16 protein-coding genes and 1 pseudogene are annotated in these 19,510 nt (G+C 67.5%); 8 read left to right on the top strand and 9 right to left on the bottom strand.

Annotated elements, in window-relative coordinates:
* Nucleotides 1-1,071 (bottom strand): ABC transporter substrate-binding protein, encoded by a 1,071-nt coding sequence (locus tag LHU95_RS21275; protein WP_248708961.1) that lies wholly within the window; start codon nucleotides 1,069-1,071, stop codon nucleotides 1-3.
* Between the two features lie 177 nt (nucleotides 1,072-1,248).
* Between LHU95_RS21275 and LHU95_RS21270 the strand changes: the two genes are divergently transcribed.
* The 3 genes from LHU95_RS21270 to LHU95_RS21260 are packed head-to-tail and all read left to right on the top strand — an operon-like array spanning nucleotide 1,249 to nucleotide 5,772.
* Entirely contained in the window at nucleotides 1,249-2,205 is a 957-nt protein-coding gene (locus LHU95_RS21270; protein ID WP_248708960.1) for a tripartite tricarboxylate transporter substrate binding protein, read from the top strand.
* Nucleotides 2,206-2,209: 4 nt separating this feature from the next.
* The gene (locus LHU95_RS21265) at nucleotides 2,210-4,147 is read left to right on the top strand and encodes a hydantoinase/oxoprolinase family protein (RefSeq protein ID WP_248708959.1); all 1,938 of its coding nucleotides are present in this window, start codon (nucleotides 2,210-2,212) and stop codon (nucleotides 4,145-4,147) included.
* Nucleotides 4,144-5,772 (top strand): hydantoinase B/oxoprolinase family protein, encoded by a 1,629-nt coding sequence (locus tag LHU95_RS21260; protein WP_248708958.1) that lies wholly within the window; start codon nucleotides 4,144-4,146, stop codon nucleotides 5,770-5,772. The genes LHU95_RS21265 and LHU95_RS21260 overlap by 4 nt, the downstream gene beginning before the upstream one ends.
* Nucleotides 5,773-5,778: 6 nt before the next feature.
* Here the strand turns inward: LHU95_RS21260 and LHU95_RS21255 are convergent, their stop codons facing one another.
* Nucleotides 5,779-6,798 (bottom strand): tripartite tricarboxylate transporter substrate binding protein, encoded by a 1,020-nt coding sequence (locus tag LHU95_RS21255; RefSeq protein WP_248708957.1) that lies wholly within the window; start codon nucleotides 6,796-6,798, stop codon nucleotides 5,779-5,781.
* The gene (locus tag LHU95_RS21250; RefSeq protein ID WP_248708956.1) at nucleotides 6,798-8,381 is read right to left on the bottom strand and encodes an ABC transporter substrate-binding protein; all 1,584 of its coding nucleotides are present in this window, start codon (nucleotides 8,379-8,381) and stop codon (nucleotides 6,798-6,800) included. Before LHU95_RS21250 ends, LHU95_RS21255 begins: the two co-directional genes overlap by 1 nt.
* Before the next feature lie 344 nt (nucleotides 8,382-8,725).
* Here LHU95_RS21250 and LHU95_RS21245 point away from each other — a divergent pair, with 344 nt between their 5' ends.
* The gene (locus LHU95_RS21245) at nucleotides 8,726-8,944 is read left to right on the top strand and encodes a hypothetical protein (RefSeq protein ID WP_248711639.1); all 219 of its coding nucleotides are present in this window, start codon (nucleotides 8,726-8,728) and stop codon (nucleotides 8,942-8,944) included.
* A pseudogene (locus LHU95_RS21240) lies at nucleotides 8,919-9,017 on the top strand (transposase); the annotation flags it as partial. The gene LHU95_RS21245 and the pseudogene LHU95_RS21240, both read left to right, overlap by 26 nt.
* A 144-nt stretch (nucleotides 9,018-9,161) precedes the next feature.
* Here the strand turns inward: LHU95_RS21240 and LHU95_RS21235 are convergent.
* The 5 genes from LHU95_RS21235 to LHU95_RS21215 form a co-directional block, all read right to left on the bottom strand.
* Nucleotides 9,162-10,178, bottom strand: a complete 1,017-nt coding sequence (locus LHU95_RS21235) for a glycosyltransferase (protein WP_248708955.1) — start codon at nucleotides 10,176-10,178, stop codon at nucleotides 9,162-9,164.
* Nucleotides 10,179-10,206: 28 nt separating this feature from the next.
* A complete protein-coding gene (locus LHU95_RS21230) occupies nucleotides 10,207-10,815 on the bottom strand; it encodes a CpsD/CapB family tyrosine-protein kinase (protein WP_248708954.1) in 609 nt (202 codons plus the stop codon).
* 92 nt (nucleotides 10,816-10,907) lie between these two features.
* Nucleotides 10,908-12,482: a Wzz/FepE/Etk N-terminal domain-containing protein gene (locus tag LHU95_RS21225; protein WP_248708953.1), complete on the bottom strand. Its 1,575-nt coding sequence runs from the start codon at nucleotides 12,480-12,482 to the stop codon at nucleotides 10,908-10,910.
* Entirely contained in the window at nucleotides 12,479-13,579 is a 1,101-nt protein-coding gene (locus LHU95_RS21220; protein ID WP_248708952.1) for a polysaccharide biosynthesis/export family protein, read from the bottom strand. Before LHU95_RS21220 ends, LHU95_RS21225 begins: the two co-directional genes overlap by 4 nt.
* Nucleotides 13,569-14,624 (bottom strand): ATP-binding protein, encoded by a 1,056-nt coding sequence (locus LHU95_RS21215; protein WP_248708951.1) that lies wholly within the window; start codon nucleotides 14,622-14,624, stop codon nucleotides 13,569-13,571. The genes LHU95_RS21220 and LHU95_RS21215 overlap by 11 nt, the downstream gene beginning before the upstream one ends.
* A 398-nt stretch (nucleotides 14,625-15,022) precedes the next feature.
* Between LHU95_RS21215 and LHU95_RS21210 the strand changes: the two genes are divergently transcribed.
* Genes LHU95_RS21210 through LHU95_RS21200 form a run of 3 tightly spaced genes read left to right on the top strand, consistent with a single transcriptional unit; the run spans nucleotide 15,023 to nucleotide 18,373 of the window.
* The gene (locus tag LHU95_RS21210; RefSeq protein ID WP_248708950.1) at nucleotides 15,023-15,871 is read left to right on the top strand and encodes a class I SAM-dependent methyltransferase; all 849 of its coding nucleotides are present in this window, start codon (nucleotides 15,023-15,025) and stop codon (nucleotides 15,869-15,871) included.
* 23 nt (nucleotides 15,872-15,894) lie between these two features.
* The gene (locus LHU95_RS21205) at nucleotides 15,895-16,824 is read left to right on the top strand and encodes a glycosyltransferase family 2 protein (RefSeq protein WP_248708949.1); all 930 of its coding nucleotides are present in this window, start codon (nucleotides 15,895-15,897) and stop codon (nucleotides 16,822-16,824) included.
* Nucleotides 16,825-16,831: 7 nt separating this feature from the next.
* On the top strand, nucleotides 16,832-18,373 hold the full coding sequence (locus LHU95_RS21200) for an O-antigen ligase family protein (RefSeq protein WP_248708948.1): 1,542 nt from the start codon (nucleotides 16,832-16,834) through the stop codon (nucleotides 18,371-18,373).
* On the opposite strand, the gene LHU95_RS21195 is transcribed toward LHU95_RS21200, so the two are convergent.
* Nucleotides 18,278-19,441, bottom strand: coding sequence for a hypothetical protein (locus LHU95_RS21195; protein ID WP_248708947.1), 1,164 nt, complete (start codon nucleotides 19,439-19,441; stop codon nucleotides 18,278-18,280). The two genes, LHU95_RS21200 and LHU95_RS21195, sit on opposite strands and share 96 nt — an antisense overlap.
* Nucleotides 19,442-19,510: the final 69 nt, after the last annotated feature.

Genomic DNA, 19,510 nt, shown 5'->3' with positions numbered 1-19,510 from the left:
TCAGCGCCGCAGCATCCAGCGGTTCCAACGCTCCTGCGCGGCGGCGGCATGGATGGTCCACCAGTCCACATCCAGCCAGAACTGCTTCTCCAGATTGCCGGGCGAGGTTGGCAGGAGAGGATGCAGCTCGGCCGGCACGAAGCTGAGCGTGCGACGGTTCAGGCCGGGATAGCCCATCTCGGTCGTATAGACGGATTGCAGCTCGGGGTCGGTCATGAGCTGGAGGAAGCGCTGACCCCAATAGGCCTGGCGCGTGCCGCGCGGGATGCCGAAGGCGCCGGTCTTGAGGCTGCCGCCGGCGAATTCCGTGGCAATGGGCGCGCCGCGCCGCGTCAGGTCATAGAAGCGGCCATTCCAGCCGGAGGCGAGCACCACCTCACGGTCCACCAGCAGCTGCGCGGGCTGCGCGCCGGTGGTCCACCATACCGTGACATGCGGGCGGATCTGATCGAGCTTGCGGAAGGCGCGGTCCATGTCCAACGGGTAGAGGCTCTCCATCGGCACGCCATCGGCCAGCAGTGCGAATTCCAGATTGTCCACCGGGTGGTTGCGCAGCGAGCGCGGCCCGGGGAAGCGCCGCACATCCCAGAACTCCGCCCAGCCCTTGGGGTGGCTGCCGTCGCGGAACACGTCCGTCCGGAAACCCAGCGCGGTGCTGTAGGCGGAGGAGGAGAGGACGTGGGAATCCCGCGCCGTCTCGGGATATTCAGAGCGATCGATCAGGCTGGTGTCCAGCGGCTCCAGCAGGTTCAGCTCCTTCGCGCGCACCGCGTCCTGGCCGCCGATTTCGGTCACCGTCCATTCAGGATTGCCGCTTTCGACCATGGCGCGCAGCTTGCCGAAATCCACCGGCGAGGTGTCCTGCACGCGAATGCCGTGGCGGCGCTCGAAGGCGGCGAAGTAGCTGCGCCGGAAGATGGAATTCATCGAGCCGCCGGATGCATTGACCACGATGCGGTCGGGCTTGGGCGGCGCGGTTTGCGCCGAGACCAGCGCGGGCCGTGCCAGGCCCGTGGTGACCAGGCCGCCTGCCGCCAGAAGCCAGGGGCGCCGTCCTGCAAAATGGCCCATCTCGCTACTCCCATGACGCTCACGAAGCAGCTTGCGACCGGTACGCCTGCGTTTCAACCCCGCTCTTGCTTGGGGTCAGGGAATTGCGCTCTCCGTACGGCCGCTTGCGCCTTGGTCCGGCCCTCCGCAAACTGATCACGGCGGCGGAGTGCCGCGCAGCCATGGAGTGCAAGCCGGATGCATCGCCGTTCCACCCTTCTGGCCCTTCCCTTCCTGGCGGGTGCGGCCGCCGCGCAGGAGCTTCCCGCGCGGCCCATGCGCCTTATCGTGCCCTTCACCACCGGCGGCACCACGGACATCCTGGCCCGCATCCTGGCCGAGCACGCCCAGGCCGAATTCGGCCAGCCGCTGATCGTGGAATCCCGCCCCGGGGCGGGGGGTGTGACCGGGACCGCGCAGGTGGCGGCGGCCCCGCCGGATGGCACCACCCTGGTCATGGGCACGCCCGGCCCCATCGCCACCGCGCCGGCGCTCATGGGCAGCATGCCCTATGATCCGCTGCGGGACCTCGCCCCCGTCATGCTGGTGGCGAATGTGCCCAACCTCGTCGTGGTGAACCCGGCGAGCGGGCTGACCAGCATCGCGGCGCTGATCGCCGCCGCGCGCGCCCGGCCGGGGGCGATCCATTTCGGCTCGGCCGGGATTGGCGCCACCACGCATCTGGCGGGCGAGTTGTTCAAGCTGATGACGGGTGCCGATATCGTCCATGTGCCCTATCGCGGCAGCGTGCCGGCCCTGACCGATCTCCAGGGCGGGCAGATCCAGCTGATGTTCGAGAATATGCCGGGTGCCCTGGAGCTGGTGCGGGCCGGGCGCCTCACGGGCCTGGCCGTCACCTCGCCCACGCGCGCCCTCGCCGCGCCGGAAATTCCCACGGTGGCCGAGACGGTGCCGGGCTATGCGGTGGTCTCCTGGTTCGCGCTCTTCACCGCGGGCGGCGTGCCCGCACCCCTGGTGCAACGGCTCAATGCCGGCTTCCGGCGCATCATGGCGCGGCCTGCCGTGCGGCAGCGCATTGCGGAACTCGGCGCGGAACCCGCCGATGGCACGCCCGAGGCGCTGGGCACCCTGGCGCGCGAGGAGACCGAGCGCTGGGGCCGCGTGATCCGCGAAGCCCGCATCACGGTGCAATAGGGTGATGCTTTCGGTTGGCGTTGAAATCGGCGGCACCTTCACGGACCTGGTCGCCATCGGCCCGGATGGCGTGCAGGTGGCCAAGGTGCCCAGCACACCCGCCCGGCCGGATGAGGCCGCCTTCCACGCGCTGGCGGCCGCCGGCATCGCTGCCGCCACGGTGGGCGAATTCGTCCACGGCTCCACCGTCGCGACCAATGCGGTGCTGGAGCGCCGGGGCGCGCGCCTCGCCCTGCTGGTGACCGAGGGTTTCCGCGACGTGCTGATCCTCGGCCGGCAGGACAAGCTGCGGCTGTTCGACCTGCGCTACCGCAAGCCCGTGCCGCTCGTGGCGCGCGAGGATTCCATCGAGATGCCGGAGCGCGTGCTGGCTGATGGCAGCGTGATCCTGCCCCTCGACCTCGCGGCCGCCGAGGCGCGCATCGGGGCACTTCTGGCCGGCGCCTCCATCGGCGCGGTGGCAATCTGCCTGCTCAACGCCTATGCCAATCCGGCGCATGAGCAGGCGCTGGCCGCCCTCGTCCGTCGCCTTGCCCCAGGATTGCCCGTCACCTGCTCGCATGAGGTGACGCAGGAATTCCGTGAGTATGAGCGCGCGAGCACCACGGCACTTTCGGCCTATGTGCAGCCGGTGCTGGATGCCTATCTGGGCCGGATGGAGCGGCACCTGGCCGAGCAGGGCTTCACCGGCGATTTCTCGGTCATGCAATCCAATGGCGGGCGCGTGCCGGCCGTCGCCATGCGGCGCAATGCCGTGACCGCGCTGCTCTCGGGCCCCGCCGCCGGTGTCATGGGTGCCGCGCGCCAGGCCGGGCTTTCGGGTGTGCAGGACATCATCACCCTCGATATCGGCGGCACCAGTGCTGATGTGGCGTTGATCGAGGCCGGGCGTCCCGGCCTGGCGCGCGAGGCCATGGTGGATGGGCTGGTGGTGCAGATGCCCATGCTGGACATCACCACGGTGGGGGCGGGCGGCGGCTCGCTCGCCTGGGTGGATGAGGGCGGGTTGCTGCGGGTCGGGCCACGCAGCGCCGGGGCCGATCCCGGGCCGGCCGCCTATGGGCGCGGCGGCACGCGGCCGACGCTGACCGATGCTCAGGTCATCGCGGGGCGCATCCCGGCGGGCAAGCAGCTCGCGGGCGGGTTGATCATGGATGGCGCCGCGGCGCGCGCCGCCTTCGCGCCGCTGGCCGCGACGCTGGGCCTCTCCATCGAGGCCACGGCCGAGAGCGTGGTGCGCATCGCCGTCGCCAATGTCGTCGCCGCTGTGCGGCTGGTTTCCACCGAGCGCGGGCGCGATCCGCGGCAGCATGTGCTGGTGCCCTATGGTGGCGCGGGGCCGCTGCATGCGGCGGCGGTGGCGGAGGAGCTGGGCATGACGCGGGTGCTGGTGCCCCCCGGTGCCGGCGTGCTCTCGGCCTATGGGCTGCTGGCGGCCGATCACAGCCTCTTTGCCGCGCGCACCCGTCGCCGCGTGGTGGCATCCGGCTGCGCCGAGGCGGTGCGGGCGGAGATGGCCGCCCTGCGCGCGGAGCTGGATGCGCGCTTTGACAGCTACGGCGTCCAGGGCGAGCGTCGCTTCGAGATCACGCTCGACATGCGGCTGGTGGGCCAGGCCTTTGAGATCGCCGTGTCGCTGGAGCCCTCGGCCCTGGACAGTCTGGATGAGGCGCTGCTGCTCGCGGGCTTCAGCGCGGCGCATGAACGCATCTACCGCGCCCCGGCGGATACGGGGCGGCGGGCGGTGGAAATCATCTCCTACCGCGCCGGCCTGCATGTGACGCGCGCAGGCCTGCCCGGTCTCGGGGGCGCGCGCCGCCTGCACGCCCCCTGCGCTGGGCCGCTGCTGATCGAGGACAGCACGGCCAGCATCTGGGTGCCGCCCGGCTGGACGGCGGAAGAGGATTCTACCGGCAATCTGATGATGACGAGGGACGCATGATGGCCATCAGCCCGGCCGACCAGGCCGTGATCGGCCAGGCGCTGATGTCGGCCGCGCGGGAGATGGGAGCGAAGCTCTATCGCTCCGCCTTCTCGCCCATCGTGCGTGACGGCAAGGATGCCTCGACCGGCATCATGGATGCGAGTGGCGCCGCCGTGGCGCAAAGCGATGAGCTGATCCCCGTGCTGGTGGGCTCGCTCTCCATCACGCTGCGGCACTGCATGGCCGCCTGCCCGCCGGAATTGTTGGAGGAGGGTGATTTTTACATCACCAACCATCCCTATCGCGGCGCGCATCACCTGCAGGATATCCTCATCTTCATGCCGGCCTTCGTGGAGGGGCGCATCATCGCCTATGCCGCGGCCGTGGCGCATCACCTGGATGTCGGCGGTGGCGCGCCAGGGCTGAACGCCTCCTCGACCGATCTTTATGGCGAGGGGCTGATCCTGCCGCCGGCGCGCTACAATTTCGCGCGGGACTGGCAGGCGGGCAATCTGCGCGGCCTGGTCGGCGCCAATATCCGCGTGCCCGACCAGACGCTGGGCGATATCGACAGCCAATTTGCCGCCTGCTTCACCGGCATCGCCCGCATGCGCGAACTCTGCGCGCGCTACGGCGCGGCCACGGTGGAGGCCGCGATGGCCGGGCAGATCAGCTATGTGGAGCGCCGCGTGCGTGCCGCCGTCCGCGCCCTGCCGGATGGCACCTATATCGGTGAGGATTTCGTGGATGATGACGGCGTGGGCTCCGGCCCCTTGCGCGTGCGCGCCGCCGTCACCGTCGCCGGCGATGCGCTGAGCGTGGATTTCAGCGGCACGGCCCCGCAGGTCCGCACGCATATGAACGCGCCCTATGCCTCCGTCGTTTCCGGCACGCTGGCCGCGCTGAAATCCTTCCTGACCAGTGACGACGTGCCCTTCAACGAGGGCGCGGCCCAGGCGGTGACGATCACCGTGCCGGAGGGCACCTTGCTCAACCCGCGCTTCCCCGCCCCGGTGCGGGCGCGGATGGAGGCGACCTACCGCGCCTATGACGCGGTGCTGAAGGCGCTGGGCCAGGCCATCCCCGAGCGCGCGGTGGCGACGGGCTTCGACACCACCACCTCCTTCTGCCTCAGCCACCTCAAGGATGGCCGCTACCGGGTCTTCATCGAGCTGCGCGATGGCGGCTTCGGCGCCTCGGCCGAGGGGGATGGCGCGGATGCGCTGGCGGGCCCGCTTTCCAACTGCACCAATGTCCCGGTCGAGGCGATTGACGCCGACCACGATTTCTTCCGCATCGAGGCCTATCGCCTGCTGCCGGGCACGGGCGGGCAGGGACGACATCGCGGCGGCAATGGCTCGCTCCGGCGCTACCGCATCCTGGCCGATGGCGTGCGGCTGGCGATCTACACCGACCGCTTCCGCGTAGCGGCCGAGGGGTTGGCGGGCGGCGAGCCGGGCGCGCTGGGCGGCTGCCTGGTGCGGCGCGGTGAGGAGGTGATCACCGTGCGCTCCAAGGATGACCTCACGCTGCAAGCGGGTGATGTGCTGGAGATGTGGACCGGCGGCGGCGGCGGCCATGGGCCAGTGGCGGAGCGCAGCGCGGCCCTGCTGGAAGCGGATCAGCGCCTGGCGGGCGGGTGATGCGGTTCAGCCATCGGCCTGCAAGCCCAGCCGCTCGCTGATCTCGCGCCAGCGCGTCAGGCTTTCGGCGATGAAGCGGCGGAAATCCTCGGGGCCGAGATAGCCGGGGAAGGTGTCCATCGCGATCAGGCGGCGCTGCACTTCGGCATCCTGCGCCATCTGCGCGAAGGTGGAGGCGTAGCGTTCGATGATCGGCGTGGGCAGTCCGCGCGGGCCGAGCAGGCCGGAAAATCCTTCAAAGGCGAAGCGGTCGGAAAAGCCGATCTCGCGCATCATCCGCACCTCGGGCAAGGAGGGCAGGCGGCGCGTGCCGGTGCTGCCGAGCGGCCGCAGCCGGCCGGCACGGATCAGCTCGCCCACGGCCGCGATGGAATGCCAGCCACCATGGATATTGCCGGCCAGCAGGTCCTGCACGCCAGGCGCCTCGCCCCGATAGGCGACATGCGCCATGCGCAGCCCCGCTTCCTCGGCCAGCATCAGGCCAAATGCGTGGCCGGTGGATCCATTGGCCCAGGAGCCGAAGGAGAGTTCGCGCCCGCGCCCCCAACTGGTGAATTGTTCCATCGTCGTGACCTCGGCCGGTACGGCGGGGCCGACCACCCAGACATTGGCGTTGCTGCCCAGGCGGCCGAGAGGTGCGAAATCCTCCACGGGATCATAGGGGAAGCGCCGCATCACCACCGGCGATTGTACGAGCGAGGTGATGGTAAAAAGTAGCGTGTATCCATCGGGTGCGGCGCGCATCACCGCCTCGGCCCCCAGCATGCCGCCCGCGCCGGGCCGGTTGTCGATGACGACCGGCTGGCCCAGGCGCTGCTGCAGCCCCTCGGCCGTCATACGTGCCCAGACATCGGTGGCGCCGCCGGGCGGGAAGGGCACCACCATGCGGATCGGCCGTTCCGGCGCCCAGCCTTGCGCCTGGGCCGCGCTGGGGGTGAGGGCAGGGGTACAGGTGAGGGCGAGAAGCTGGCGGCGATTCATCGGCATGGCCGAGGCCAAGCTCCGCAGGAGGAGGGGGGCGTGCATCAGGCCTTCTCCAGGTTCCAGTAGAACAACGCTGGGCCCGGCAGCAGGCCGCGCAGGTTGCGGCGATGCGCGATCACGCTGCGATACTGGCCGAGCGGAATGTTCGTCACATTCTCGATATGCACGCGCTCCAGCTGCTTGAGGATGTCGCGGCGCTTGCCGGCATCTTCCTCGAAGGTCCAGGCATCGTTCAGCCCTGCGATGCGCGCATCGCAAGGCCAGCCGAACCAGGCGCTGTCGCAATTGCCGATGAAGACATTGAGCAGGGGATTCTGGATGCCCGTGATGGTGGCGTTGGTGGCGAAGAGGTTCCAGCCACCCTGCGCCGGCGCATTGCGCGAGGCACGCCGCTGCACGAGGCCGCTCCAATCCATCGCGACCAGGTCCACATTCGCGCCAAGCCGCCGCAGCGCATCCGCGGTGAGCAGGGCGGAGGGGCTGAGGGTGGCATTGTCGGCCGGGTTCATCACCACGATGGGGCGGCCATCATAGCCGGAGGCGCGAAAGGCCTCGCGCGCCTGGGCTTCGGTCATGCGCGGCCAGCCCAGAGTGTCGAATTGCGCCGGCTCATCCCCCGCGCAACCGAAGCTGGCGCCGCATTCGCGGGAGGGAATCTCGGTGCCCACGGTGGCGATCATGTAGTCCCGCTGGTTGATCACCGACATCAGCGCGCGGCGTGCTTCCACCTTGTCGAAGGGCGGATGGAGATGGTTCATCACGATGAAGAGCGTGTAGCCCAGCGGATCATTCGGCGTGACGACGACATCGCGCGCCCGGGCCATGCGCGGCACGAGATCAGGTGCGGGGCTTTCCAGCAGGTCGAACTCGCCGGTAAGCAGGCCATTGGCGGCCGTCGCGGCATCGGGGGTATAGAGGCTCTCCAGCCGGTCGAACTTCACGACCTTGCCGCCGGCGGCCTGGCTGGGCGGCTCGTTGCGCGGCACATAATCGCGGAAGCGCTCATAGACGACGCGCGCGCTGGGGTTCCATTGGTCACGCTGGAAGCGGAAGGGGCCGGAGCCGATGACCTCGGTGATCGCCGCATTCGGGTTGGTGCGGGCCAGGCGCTCCGGCATCATGAAGGGCACGTTGCTGTCGATCTTGCCCAGCGCCTCCAGCACGAAACCCACCGGGCGGGAGAGCTTCAGCACGAAGCTCCGGGCGTCCCGCGCTTCCAGGCTTTCGGTCACGCGCATCAGGGCACGGCCCATGCCATCGCGCGCGCCCCAGCGGCGGATCGAGGCGACGCAATCGGCTGCCGTGACGGGCGCGCCATCATGCCAGAGAAGGCCCTCGCGCAGGCGGAAACTCCATTCGCGCTGGTCGCCGCTGACGCCGAACTCCCCCACCATCTGCGGCTGGGGCCGGTTCTGCGCGTCCATCGCGAAGAGCGTGTCCCACACCAGGTAACCGTGGTTGCGCGTGAGGTAGGTGGTGGTCCAGATCGGGTCGAGCGCGCGCAGATCGCCGATGGGAACCGAGCGGATCACGCGCCGCGGATCCTGCGCCATGGCCTGCTGGCCTGCGGCGGAGAGCAGGCCGGGTGCGGCGATCAGCGGGAGGTGGCGGCGTTGGATGGGCAAGCGGCGCTTCCTCATTCACGAGCACGGCGATGCGGTCGCATCATGGCGTGGGCCCAGCGTGGAACGACAGCCGAGGATCACGCAAGCCGAAACCACCTGTGAGCGCAAAAGACCATGGCATGGGCGCAGCCCGCGGGCTGCGCGCGGCTGCATTCCGATCTGATCGGCCCAGCCTATTGCGGGCGCGGCGGCTCTGGCGGAGGAGGCTACGGCACGGGTGGCGGCAGCCAGACGCGTCGAACCGCGAAGGGGCACGTTAGAATTGGCGGATCAGATGGGGGGCTGCTGCTCAGCGCAGCGGGGAAGAAGCTTGGCAACCCTGCCCTTGGCAATGGAAGCCGGACATGATCAGCCCGATCGTGTTCTCTCTAAGCCGAACCCTGTCCCTGCATCCATCCCAACTCGCACACACACAACGCCCCGACAGAAACGTCGGGGCGTTTTGCGTTGCAAACCCCGAAACCGCACAGGCACTGACGGGCTCCCTTGAAATGGCGCCGCTTTTCGATGGAGTCCGCTCCAGCGAGGGACGCCAGAATGACGCCAACCAGGTTCAGCAATGAGCAGATCATCGGGATTTTGAAGGAGCAGGAAGCGGGAGCGGCAACGGCGGATGTGGGCCGACAGCACCGCATCCGCAGAGTGACCTGATCCTGCACCCCTTGAATGGATGCAAGACGAAGCGCCGCGTCCGATCAGAAAAAAACGCCTTCCTGCTCTCCTGCTACAGAAGCCGTTACGCGCACTTGGTGGTCTCACAGCGTTCGTGCCGGAAGGCTGTCACCACGTCTCCCCGTCCATCACGCGCGCATAAAACTCCAGATACCGTCTCACCATATGGCGAACGTCGAATTGCTCCATGGCCATTTCACGGCAGCGCTCGCGTGAGATCTGATCCACATCGCGCATCGCGCGCGCCAGCTCGAAGACATTCCGGGCCAGAAAGCCATTTTCACCATGACGGATCTGCTCATCCAATCCGCCACTGTCCAGCGCCACGACCGGTGTCCCGGCACACAGCGCCTGCATGGAAACCAGCGGGTAGGTTTCAAACCAGCGCGGCGCCAGCACCAGCGCGCGAGCACCGGCCAGGACGCCCTCGACATCCCGCGTCTCACCAAGCAATCGGACATTGGGCAGCAGCGCCGCCAAGGGCCGCACCAGGAAGCGGCCATAGCGCCTGCCCTCCTCGTTGCCGATCACATCCAGCGGCCTGCGGGCCAGCGCGGCGGCAAGCATCGCAATGTGCTGGCCCTTGTACCAGGAGATCTTCGCGACCTGAACCAGCCGGCTGCCGCCCGTTGGCGACCACGGCACCTTGCTGACGTCAATGCCGAAATGCACGAAAGGCGCGGTCCCGCCCTTCAGCGTCGCGGCATGGGCGGCGCTGTCTGCAATGACGTTGCGCTGCGCATAGCTTGGCGCCTGCGGCACGCATGTCGAGACGACAAAGGGCAGCGCATCGGGCCTGCGGTTGACGAAAATATTCTCAAGCGACCAGTCGTGCAGGACGTCCAGCTTCTCTCGCCCGACATAGGCCTCGACGGCCTCAGCCAGCGCTTCCTCATCAAGCCGGTGGCGGCCGCCGCTGACTGCGCGGGATTGACCATATCCCGCGACTTCGATGGTCTCCCCGGAACAATAGCTGTTTGGACGGGCAAACATCGTGACGTGATGACCCTGGCGGGTCAGTTCCTCCACGAAGGCGTATACGACGCGCTCGATCCCGCCATAGCCGACGGGCGGCGTCGGCAAATTCACGGTCGAGATCACGCCAATGCGCAGAGGCCGGCTCACTGCATCGCGTCCTTTGCGTCCATCCACATCACAGCCACCGATCCAGGAATTGTGGTAGGTGCCGACGGTACCGGTTGAGGAGCGCGCCGCGCACCGGCGCACCTCCCGCCTGCAGGATCGCCATCGATTCGCGCATGGCATCCCACCGCGTGTGCTCCGCCCGCAAGACCAGAAACGCCGCACCGGATTGCCCGGCCAGCACCGCGGACTCGGGGTGGGGCAGGACGGCAGGGCAGTCGATCAGGCAAAACTCGAACCCCTCTCGCCGAATTTGTTGGCAGAGGGCCACAATTCCGCCCGAGGCGAACAACCCGCCCTGATCTGTCGCGGTTCCGGCCCCCGCGGGCAGCACCGCGATCTGACCTTGGGCCGAGACATGAAGGGCCCGGCCCAGGGATGCTTCGCCGCGAAGCACCTCATGCAGCCCCGGGCCATCTGGCAGCCCATAGTGAGTGGCAAGCGCCGGCGCGGCGAAGTTGGCATCCACAATCGCGACGGTGCGGCGCAAGCCGCTCTCCAGGGTGCGCGCCAGGTTGACCGCGACCGTCGTTGTTCCCTCGCGCCGGTGGCTGGCGACCAGGGCCACGAATGGCGCGCGGTCATATGTGCCGGTGGCGATGCCGACCGCCAGGGACATCAGCGCACTTTCCTCCAGCACGGGTGGCTGCTGGCGTCTGTGGGCCTTTGTCAGGGCGGCGGGACCGGGCAGAGGGGAGGGGGTGGGCACGGCTATCGCGCAACTTCAGGCAGGCGCGCTACCACCGGCAGACTGAGCACCCGTTCCACATCCCGTTCGGTCGAAACCGTCCGATCAAAGAACTCCGCAAATACGGCATACGCCACCGCCAGAAGAACGCCGCAGCCCAGCGCGAGCCCCAGCAGGAGGCTGGCCCGTGGCCAACTCGGCGTCAGGGGCGGCATTGCCGGCGAGAGCACACGCACGCTGGACTGATCATCCGCATCGAGCGCCCGCAGAAGTTGGAGGTAGTCTATCTGCTGTCTGTATTCGCGGATCCGCAGCAGCAACTGATCCCGACGGCTTTGCGTGGCGATGAACCGGGCCTCGATGGCCTGCAGGCTTGCCTGGCGGGCATGAGCCTCGGCGATGCGTTCCCGGGCCGCGACCTGCACCTCCTGCTCGGTCGCGATGCGGTCCTCAAGATAGCCGATCAGGGCAGCGTATTTCTGCCGGCGAAGGTCCGCGATCTGCTGCTCCAGGTCGCGTACCTCGCGCGAAGTCGGGCGCAACTGGGTCAATGCGGCATTTCGCCGACCGGAGATTTCCGCATAGCGCGCGTCAATATCGGAGAGCTGCACCAGTTGGACCTGCGGCACGCCGGGCGTTGATGGCCATTCCGTGCCGATCTCCGCCTGGCGGCGCAATTCCGCAGCGCGGCGGGTCGTCTGATCTTCGGCGATCCGCGCCTGGGACAGATCGCGCTCCAAGCCGGTGAGCAGGGAGATGACCACCTGCTTTTCCGCCAAGGGGTCCGCGACGCCGGCGGCGCGCCCCGTGGCCTCCATCGTGGCCTCCAATTCCCGCAACTCACCGACGGCGATCGCTTCCCGCTCGCGGTAGAATTCCACCGCCTGCGCGGCCGATGACTGGACCCGGATATGTTCCTGGATGAAGGCGGCAAGGACCGTGTTCAGCCCGAACGCCGCGAAATGCGGGTCGCTCCAGCTGAAGCTCACACCGAAGACGTTGGTTTCCCTTACGGGTGCCGCGACCAGTGAGCGGGCGATGGTCTCGAAGAGGGCCTCCTCCGGTGACAGGTCCCGCCGTCCCGTGATGACGCGCAGGGGCCACGCCGCAAGGCGTGCCGCGGATTTCCCGAGAGCTTTGGCTTCAGCGATCATTTGCCGAAGCAGGCTGGGCGGCGGGGCGGCGGCGGCCAGCTCCTCCAGCCTTTCGCGCAGGATCGGATAGGCACGTTGCAGGACCGCGGGGCTGCGCATGATTTCGACTTCGTCGTTCACGTTTTCCGGCCGCTCCGTGAACATGAAGTTGGAAGCATTCACCTGCGGAAAGGTGACTGTGGAGAGTTTTTCCCGTCCGACCCGAACCAGGACCCTCGTGCTTGCGACGTAGGTGGATGACTCGAGGAACAGATAGACAAGCGAACACAGCACCGCGCCCAGCATGATGCCAAACATGGGCCATCGCCGGCGGAGCAAGGTTCGCAATATGTCATGCAGCGAGACGCCCGGCAGGATGATCGGTGCGTCGATTTCGATCGTGCGGCGCGCCGGGGCCAATTCGGGCGGCAGTGGCATCTGCGGGCGCAACCCGACGCTGCTCATTGCGACCGCCCGCCCAGCAGGTTGATCCGGCTGGCTTCGAATATGATGCCGGCACTGCCGCTCGTTCCGGTGAAAAGGAAGAGGCGTCGGAGGACCTGGTCCACCAGGCGCCCCGCCTGCGCAAGCTGGCTTGGCGGGACGTACACAACCGAGCCAGGCGGCACGGCCATATCCTCATCCAGTGCCAGGCGTTGCAGGACGTTGTTGAGGTTGACGACACGCAGCCGTCCCTGGCCCGCTTCATCCCAGTAGAGCAGCCGCACCTGATCCAACGCAGCGAATTCCGTCGGCCCACCGCTGGCCGCGACGAGTTGCAGGATGGACCGCGTGGGCGTTGCCGGCTGCGGACCAGGACGCTGCACCTCACCGAACACAAACACCTGCTGGTTGGTTGTTGCCGCGAGCCGGACGGAGGTTGAGACCCCGCTGATCCTTTGACGATAGGCGGCGGATGCGCGTTCGGATACCTCATCAACCGTCAGGCCACTGACCGGGATCGACTGGAGCATTGGCAGCACGATGGTACCATCCGGCGCTATGGCCAGCGATTGCGCGCGGGGTGCTGCGGTGCCCGCGATCATGTTCATGAACAACTCGGCTTCATCCGTCGCGCGCACGACGTGCACGGTCGAAGTCGGATTGAGGTACTCGTTGCTGTAGCGCTGGGCGATCGCTTGGCCGAGGTCGGCCGGGCGCATGCCTGCTGCCATGATCTCACCGCGCATGGCCAGCGCGATCCGCCCATCCGGCCGAACGGTATGCACGCGGTTCAGCGCAGGGTGATGTTGGAACACGACGTCAATCTGGTCACCCACGCCGATGCGGTATTCGCGCCCGCTGGGGCGCCGGTTGATGGCGTACATGACCTCAATCGTATCACCCGGCCGCAAGCGCCAGTTGCGGGTACCGCGCGCCATGGCAGCCGACAGATCGGCGGCGGCGGCATCGCGCACGGCAGGGTCGGCATCCTCGGTAAAGACGGGCGCCCCACCGCGCACCTGGTCAAAGGAGCGGCTGGGCGTGCAACCCGCCAGCGCCAGCAGGAAGAGGCAGCATAGATGCAGGGCCCGCAGGCCCGGAGTGGCTTTACTGATCATGCGAACAACCTGGGGCGAGTTCGGCCGGGGCGGGCTGGACGCTTCCGGCAATCGCAGTGAGGAACAGCACTTGATGCGCGAAGGCGGGCTGCGCAAAGGCATAGCGCAGCCCCCCCGGAGTCTGTGAGCCGATCAGGATGGGACCATGCTCGGGCGTGGCCAGGGCGGCGAGGATGGGTGCGGCCTCTGGCGGCAGTGCCGACTCGGCGAAGCGGTCGTCCCAGTCGCGCGGCGCTTCGGCCGCAGCGCGCAGCGCCTTGGCGGCACCTGGGAAGACCAGCGCGCGGGCATGCGCGCCGCTCAACTCCGGTTCTTGCTTGCGGAAGGCTTCAAGAATGGCGGCTGCGACATCCTGCGCCATCACGTCTTGCGATCCACGCAGCTTGGCGACGCGTGCTGCGAACAGGCACAGCAGATGGGCATAATAGGGCATGCCACGCGCCAGCCGCACCACCTGGGCCGTGGCGTCGGCGGTGAAGGCGAGGCCGGCGGCCTTGGCGCCCGTGGCAATCAGGCGGGCGACTTCCTCGTCCCGCATGGGCGGCACGTGGATGGCGAGAATGTTGCGCTGGATCGAGGGTTGATGCCCGAGCAGCCCGTCGAGACTGCCGGCCACGCCGACGAGCAGCAGCGTCACCGGCAACGCCTGATCCGACAAACTCTTGATCGTTTCGGCCATTGCGTTACGCAGGGCAGAACTTTCGGCACGGTCGAATTCGTCAATCACCAGGACGACGTGGCCGCCACGCAAGCGCGCCAGAACATCAGCGACATCCTCCGGGCCGAAGGGACCCTCCGGCAGCAGGGTCGCGGCGTTGCCCGTGGCACCAGCTTCGAGAAGCCGCGGCGGCAGCGCGGCCAGCAGGCCGCGAAACAAACGCTCATAGGTCGTATCGGCGCTGCAGGCGCGGCGCACGGTGATGCATCCGGCCTCGGTTGCCAGATTGGCGAAGGCGTTGGCAAGGCTGGTCTTGCCGCGACCGCGGTCACCATAGAGCACCACATGTGCCCTCTCTTCCTCGATCGCCGCGATGAGCCGCTTCAACTCACCCTCCCGCCCGATGAACAGCGGCCCCAGGGCGCGGGGCCGGCTCGGCGTGAAGATTTCGCGCAGGCCGTCCGGTGCGGCTTCATCGGATGCAGGGCTGAATGTGGGGCCGCGTTCGCCGACAGGGCGCAGCGCGTCCAGAACACGGAAGCCGGGGCCAGGGCTGGCAGCCGTGGAGGGGGACGCCCGATCATCAAGGCCTCGCGGGGAGGCAAACGCCAGGGCGCGGGTTACGATCCGTCCAGGTAACCCTCGCAAGAGCCCTCGCATCGGTAGCCACTGTCCCCTTCATATCGGTTCGCCATTGTTGGCGATCGCAGCGGTTGCTAAACTAAACGAGCAAATATTAGTTTCGCAGTCTTCCGACAAATGGTGCAAAACATGTTTGAACACATATGTCGAGCCTAATTCAACGCGAACGCGTCGCCATCACGCGCGATGGCTTTGCCGCCATGATTCCGGCGAACCAGGAAATTGTCTATCAGAGTTTGATCGAAGGCTATGCCGAAGATCAGGAGCGTGAAAACGCCGGCAAGGTTAATCGCTACCTCCGCCCAATCCTGGACCGACTTGGCGCAAAGCGCCTTCTCGATGCCGGATGCGGGGTCGGCGCGATGGTTCAGAGCCTGCTTGAGTTGGGCTATGACACCTACGGCTTTGACTTGCTGGAGCAGACCCCGATCTGGGCTGCGGCGGGCCGGTCAACCGACCGTTTCGTCGTCACCGACCCGCTACGGCTGGAACTGCCCTTCGCGGATGGAAGTTTCGATTGCGTCTTCAGCTTCGGTGTCCTTGAGCATGTGGGAACCGAAGACGGCCACGCCACACGCCGGGCCGATTATCATGTGATCCGCGAGCAGTGGGTGCGCGAATTGTTCCGGGTCGTCGCACCTGGCGGGCATCTTTTGCTGGGTGGCCCAAACAAGGCATTCCCGGTCGATACGGCGCATGCGCTCGATGCTGGCGCCTCCAACGCCGAACGCTGGCTGAGCGCCAAGGTCGGCGTGTCGATCCACAAGCCCTGGGGGCCTTATTTCCTGTGGGGCTACGACGATGTGCGGCGCTACCTGGAGGGGCTGCCCTGCCGGATCGAGGGCCTGTCGGTGCATGGATTGGCCAATTACGCCCGGGTTCCGGTGCCGTTTGGCGCCCTGGCGCGTGCCTATGTGCGCTACCTGCCCAAGCCCCTGCTGGCGACGGGCTTCAACCCTTGGGTCATGGCACTGGTCCGGAGGGAGGCGTGACGCCGGGCGAGGATGACCCGGTTGTGAGCGTCATCATCGTCACATGGAACTGCCGCGACCTCGCTCTTCGCTGTCTGCGTCAACTCGCTGCCACAGACTTGCCGGGCGCGCGGGAGGTCATCCTGGTCGATAATGCTTCGGCCGATGGCACCGTGGCTGCCGTCGCGGCCGCATTTCCCGAAGTGCGGATCATCGCCAACCCCGAAAATGCCGGCTTTGCATCGGCCAACAACCAGGCCCTGGCACAGGTACGGGGCCGCTACGCATTGCTGCTGAACCCTGACGCTTTCGCAACCGCCGCTGACAGCCTGGCTTCCCTCGTCGCCTGCCTCGAAGCGGACCCGAACCTAGCCGCGGCTGGCTGCCGGCTGGTTCACGAAGATGGGCGGCATCAGGTCGGGGATGCCGGGTGGCGCCCGAGTTTCGCATCCCTCTCCATGCATGCGCTTGGCATCACGCAATTCCTGCCTCGCCACGTCCATGGCGTGTTTTTGGTGCGGCCTGATGCGCTGGGTCCCGGGCCCGTTGCCGTGGATTGGATCTGCGGCGCCTGCATGCTGGTCCGCATGGCCGCAATGCGTCTGGTTGGTGGATTGGACCCGCGCTTCTTCATGTACGCCGAGGATGTGGAATGGGGGTGCCGGCTGCGGGCGGCGGGCTTCGGTGTGGCCTATCTCCCGCATACCCGCGTGCTCCATCTGCAGGGCGGCACCCAGGGTGGCAGCGCCTCGACACGCTGGCTCGATAATCTCGTCTGGCTGCATTGTTCGTTGAACGGAGAACGCAGCCTCAGTCTGTTGCGCCCGATACTGGCGGCAGGCTTCGCGCTTCGTGCGGGCGCCTACCGGTTGTTGGCCATGCGCCCGGGTGGTGCAGCGGCGCGGGACCGGGCGAGGGCGATGTGGCGTTTCGCCGGTCACGCCTGGCGTCTGGCGCCGCGACCGGCGGGATGACATCCGCATGAACTCCGCCCAGGCCGATACGCCAAGGCTGCGCGGGGCACTCGGCTTCGCCGCGGCACTCGGGGCCGGGGCCATCTGCGTGCCACTTGCGGTGGTGCTTGGGCAGCTTGAAGCCCGCTACATGATAGCGGCCCTCGCGGCCCTCGCCGGCCTGGTGGGGCTGGCGCTGCTGGGCAGCCTGGCCCGTGTCCGGATGGTGCTGGTGGCCGCTTTGTCACTCGGCCTTTCCATTGGCTTGAGCATCTCCTTCCTGCACCACACCGAGTTGCAGGGGCGCTATGCGCCGTTTGTCGGAGGCGCGCTGGCGGTGACTGCGTCCCTCGCACAGATCGCGGCCGCGGGATACATCCTGTGTTGGCTGCTGGAGACACGCCTGGTCGGTCGGCCGCGGCCGTTGCGCCTGGTGCCGCTTCTGCTCTGGCCGCAGTTGCTTTTCATGGCGTCGGGGATGCTGTCCCTCTCCAATGCGCTCTACCCGGCGCTCACCTGGCTTGAGATGATCCGCCTCGCGGGGTTGCTGCTGATCACCACGGTCATGACGAACCTGACCCGCCGCGAATTGATCATCTACCTTTGGGTCCTGGCGGTCAGCGTGATGATCCAGGCGGGGCTGGCCGCCGTGCAGTTCGCCACGGGGCGCGAACTCGGCCTGGGCGTGCTCGGTGAGGCGAAGCTCCTCAACTATCGCATCGCTTCGGTCCAGGTGGCGCGCCCAACCGGGACGATTGGCGACGCGAATATGCTCGCCTATTTCTTCGAGATCACCTTTCCGGTCATGCTGGCCATGTTCTACCTCGCGCGGCAAAACCTGACGCGACTGGTGGCGGCGGCGGCGACCCTGGCAGCGGCGGCCGGAATGGTCGCGGCCTATTCGCGCGCCGCCTGGATGACGGTGCCGGTCAGCGTAGCCTTCGTCACCCTGCGCATTCTGGGTCGGCGGGTGATATCGTTGCGGACTGCGATTGTGCTGATCGTGCTCACGATTTCGCTGGCTGTCGCGATGATCTGGCTCTGGCCGTTGATCGAGCGACGCATCTTCGGCGACGATGCCGGGAGCGTCGCGCATCGCTGGCCGTTGGCGCAGGCGGCGCTGAGCATCTTCGCGCAGTTTCCGGTCTTGGGTGTCGGGCTGAACAACTTCGCCGTCAGCTTCACGGCCTATGACCTCACCAGCTATTCGCGGGTCTTCCCCGGCGGTGACCACGTCGTGCACAATCTGCATCTGCTGATCCTGACCGAGACTGGGCTGGTCGGCTTTGCGGTTCATGTGATGATGTTCGGCGCTGCCGGCTGGCTGGCCTTTACCACGACGGGAGATCGCGTCGCTCAGGGCCTGGCGGTTGCGGCCTTCGCGGGTCTGCTGGCGCATCTGGGACACGGCATGGTGGATCCGGGGTTCAAGCTCAGCCTGGCCGTTTCGCAACTCGTAGCCGCCCAGCTGGGCCTAATCGGCTGCCTCTGGCTCCATGCCCGTGAGAGCGGCGGAAGCGTCGGCATTCTTGGCCAGATACGACCAGTTTCGTTGCGGAACGGCGGTTAGACCATCGGCAATATCCCGCGTGAGGTTCACCTTCACGCCGACCAGCACGAGGTCGCCGACCCGCACGCTTCCCACCACGCTGGCTTGCGCCCCGACCCCGACATCGGCCCCGAGCAACGGGACATCCGCCGGCAATTCGGCCCCCAGTTCAGGCCAGGTCTCTGGGCCCACGGCGCTCTGCGGAAACATCGAAAGCAGCGGCCCGGCCCGGCCACAGAAGCGCACGCCGATGGTATGCGGAATGAAGAGCCCCGGGCCGATTTCGCTGGCAGGGTGGATCAGGACCCCATAGACGGCGGCATTGAGCCGCGTCAGCAGGACCGAGCTTCGCCGCCAGCCCCGGGCATGCAGCGCATGACTCAGCCGGAACAGCACCAATGCCTGTACCGCCGGCAGGATCAGATGGCCCCAGAAGCGCAGAAACCCGACCCGCTCATCACTGCCCGAGTTCTCGGTGACGCAGCGCGCCACGTCGGTGCGGATCACGCCGCCCAGGGTCTTCGCGCCGGCCAGGTCGGGGCGTGGCCGGCGATGAAGCCCGATCCGCATCGCCTTCCATGCAGCCGGCCGAGCCGTGATGCTGCTGCCGGCGGGAAGGTCGGTCAGCACGGTGCACCCTTCGCCGAGCGTGCAATCATCGCCGATGACGGTCCCGCCAAGGACCAGTGAATGGCGCCCCAGAATGCAGCGGGCGCCGAGGTGAGGATGCAATCCGCGCCCCCCCGGAGGCGGCAGTGCGCCGCGCAGCAACCCGCCGATGCCGCTGCCCCGCCCCACCGTGCAATCTGGACCGACCGTGCCATAGATAATGACACCGCGCGGGTCCAGGATCACGCAGCCTGCGCCGATCACTTCAGCGCATCCGAGGTCCGCGCCCGTCAGAAGCAGGTTCAGCGCCCATAGAAACCGCGCCGCTGCCTTATGGTTCCGTTGGTGCAGCCAGCGGCCGAGGCGGTAGATGCGCAGTGCCCAGAGTCCGGCATGCAAACGCGGCGAGCGACCCAAGATGAGCGCAAGGCGCGCCTGATCGGCAGTCATTGCTGCGCGCGTCGTCGCCCAATCGCTCATGCGGCCCCAATAAAATTTCGTACGCCTGTCGCAACTTCTATAAGCGAATGCTAGCGTTAGCCTACATCA

The sequence above is a fragment of the Sediminicoccus sp. KRV36 genome, assembly GCF_023243115.1.
In the GTDB taxonomy this organism is placed as follows: Bacteria; Pseudomonadota; Alphaproteobacteria; order Acetobacterales; family Acetobacteraceae; genus Roseococcus.
This window is presented reverse-complemented; position numbering and strand designations above follow the sequence as displayed.